At 74.2% G+C, this 2,196-nt stretch carries 2 protein-coding genes; both read right to left on the bottom strand.

All coding sequences use genetic code 11. From position 1 onward, the window contains the following. The coding region (locus tag AB0C29_RS44875; RefSeq protein ID WP_360833984.1) for a zinc-ribbon domain-containing protein at positions 1-83 on the bottom strand (83 nt) is incomplete at its 3' end. Positions 84-182: 99 nt separating this feature from the next. Then, a partial coding sequence (locus AB0C29_RS44870; protein WP_360833982.1) for a tetratricopeptide repeat protein occupies positions 183-2,196 on the bottom strand: 2,014 nt, incomplete at its 5' end.

The raw sequence follows: 2,196 nt of genomic DNA, 5'->3' as shown, positions 1-2,196 counted from the left end.
AGCGGCTTGCCGCAGCTCTCGCAGAAAGCGGCCCCGGCGGCGCGCTCATCCCCGCACGAGGGGCAGACCGGGCGGGAGCTCATGCGGTGCCACCCGCGTTCGGCCTGCTCGGCCGGCCCGGACGGGCACGGCCGTGGCCGGCCGCCGGCGGGCGTGGTTCGGTGCAGTCGATCATGCCCACCTCACGTGCGGGTCCTCGGCCGGGCCGCGTTGGCCAGGTCCACCAGCCGGATCTTCTCCGGCCCGTGGGCGGCCCGGGCCATCTCCCGGTACGCGCCCTCCAGCGCGAAGCGTACGTCCCGCTCCCCGGCATGCGTGGCGCCGGGCGTGCCCAGCACCGCGCCCGGCACGGGGGTGCCCCCGGTCAGCGTGCTCAGCGCCCGTTCCAGCAGCTCGGCCCGGAGCGCGGCGAGCTGCGCGGCCTCCATCTCCAGCCGGTCGATCAGGGCGGCCGCGGCCGCCAGGGCAGCCACGTCGGCCGCCGCCGCCGGGTGCGAGCGGACCAGGGCCCGGACGGCGCCGACCTGGGAGCTGCGGTACGCCGCCGAGGTCCCCGGCACCCGGTTGTACGCCTCCACGGCCCCGTCCCGGTCCCCGGTGGCGAGCCGGCACCGGGCCAGTCCCGCCGCCGCGGTCGTGTACGCCGGGTCGGTGCGGCTCACCACGTCGTAGTAGGCCGCCGCTTCGGCCGGGCGCCCCGCCAGCTCCAGCGTCAGGCCCAGGGCCAGCTTGGGCGCGAGCTCGCCGGGCAGCGCCGAGTAGACCGCGTCGAACTGCTCCTGGGCCCGGGGCAGGTCGCCGGAGGCCAGCGCCAGGACCCCGTCGTACCAGGCGACCCGCCAGTCCCCGCCGGCGTTCGCCGCGATCGTGTCGCGCATCCGGGCCGCGTCGGCGAAGGCGTCCCGGCCGCTGCCCGCCGCACCCAGGTCGATCAGCGCGCGCAGGGCCCGCAGCTGCACCTCGAGGGTGTTCTCCGGGGCCTTGCCGAGCAGCATGAGGACCTCCTGCGGCTCGGTGACGGTCACCGAGGCGAGGAAGGCGGCGGCCGGGTCGGTCAGGTCGATCATCGGGGCGGGCAGGAACCGCCAGTTCGGCTCGTCGCTGCGCGGGTCGGTGCGCAGCTCGCCGGTGAACAGCCGGGAGGTGGCCGGGCGGGGGTCGCCGTCGGCGGCGAGCACCTCGCGCAGCACGCCCAGCATCTGCTCGGTCATCTCGCCGGCGTCGACGAACCGCTCGGCCGGGTCCGTACGGGTGGCCCGTTGCAGCAGCCGGTAGAAGGACTCGTGGCGCTGGTAGACCTCGAACTCGCCGCGGTCGGGCAGGCTGGCCTTGAAGGTGCTCTGGTAGCCGCGGAAGTCGGTGGTGAGCACGGCCAGGGTGCGCCCGATGGTGTAGAGGTCGGACTGGATCGACGGGCCGGCCGTGGCCATCTCCGGTGCCTGGTAGCCGAGCGTGCCGTACAGCGCGGCGTCCTGGTCGTCGATGTGCACGACGCCGCCGAGGTCGATGAGCTTGACCTGGTCGCCGGTCTGGATGACGTTGTCCGGCTTGAAATCGCAGAAGATCAGGCCGCGGTCGTGCAGGTAGCCGAACGCCGGCATGATCTCCAGGACGTAGGCCAGCGCCTGGTCCACCGGCAGCGGGTCCGGCTGGTTGTTGCCGGCCGTACGGCGGTCCTTGAGGATGCCCTTGAGCGACTCCCCGCCGACGTACTCCATGACGATGTAGCCGGCGCCCTCGTGCTCCACGAAGTTGTAGATCTTGACGATGTTCGGGTGCTCGACCTCGGCCAGGAAGCGCTGCTCGGCCACCGCCGCCGCGAGCGCGTCCTCGTCGCCGGAGTTGAGCAGGCCCTTGAGCACCACCCAGCGGTTCGAGACGCGCTTGTCGTTGGCCAGGTAGATCCAGCCGAGGCCGCCGTGGGCCAGCGCGCCGATCACCTCGTACTGCCCGCCGACCAGGTCGCCCTTGCCGAGCTTGGGGGTGAAGTTGAACGCCTCGCCGCAGGAGGGGCAGAAACCGGCGGTGCGTCCGGGCCGGTCACCGCGGGCCCGGCCGACCGGACTGCCGCACTTGGCGCAGTACCGCTTGTCCTCGGGCACCTCGGCCACGGCCATGATCGCGGTGGCGGGATCGCGCTCGGGCAGCGGGGCCACGTCGACCAGGCCGCCGCCGAAGCGCCGGCGGCGGGATCCG

Origin of the sequence: Actinoplanes sp. NPDC048791, from assembly GCF_040650095.1 — a bacterium.
GTDB lineage: Bacteria > Actinomycetota > Actinomycetes > Mycobacteriales > Micromonosporaceae > Actinoplanes.
Note: the sequence above shows the minus strand (reverse complement) of the source record. Positions and strands in the feature narration are given on the sequence as shown.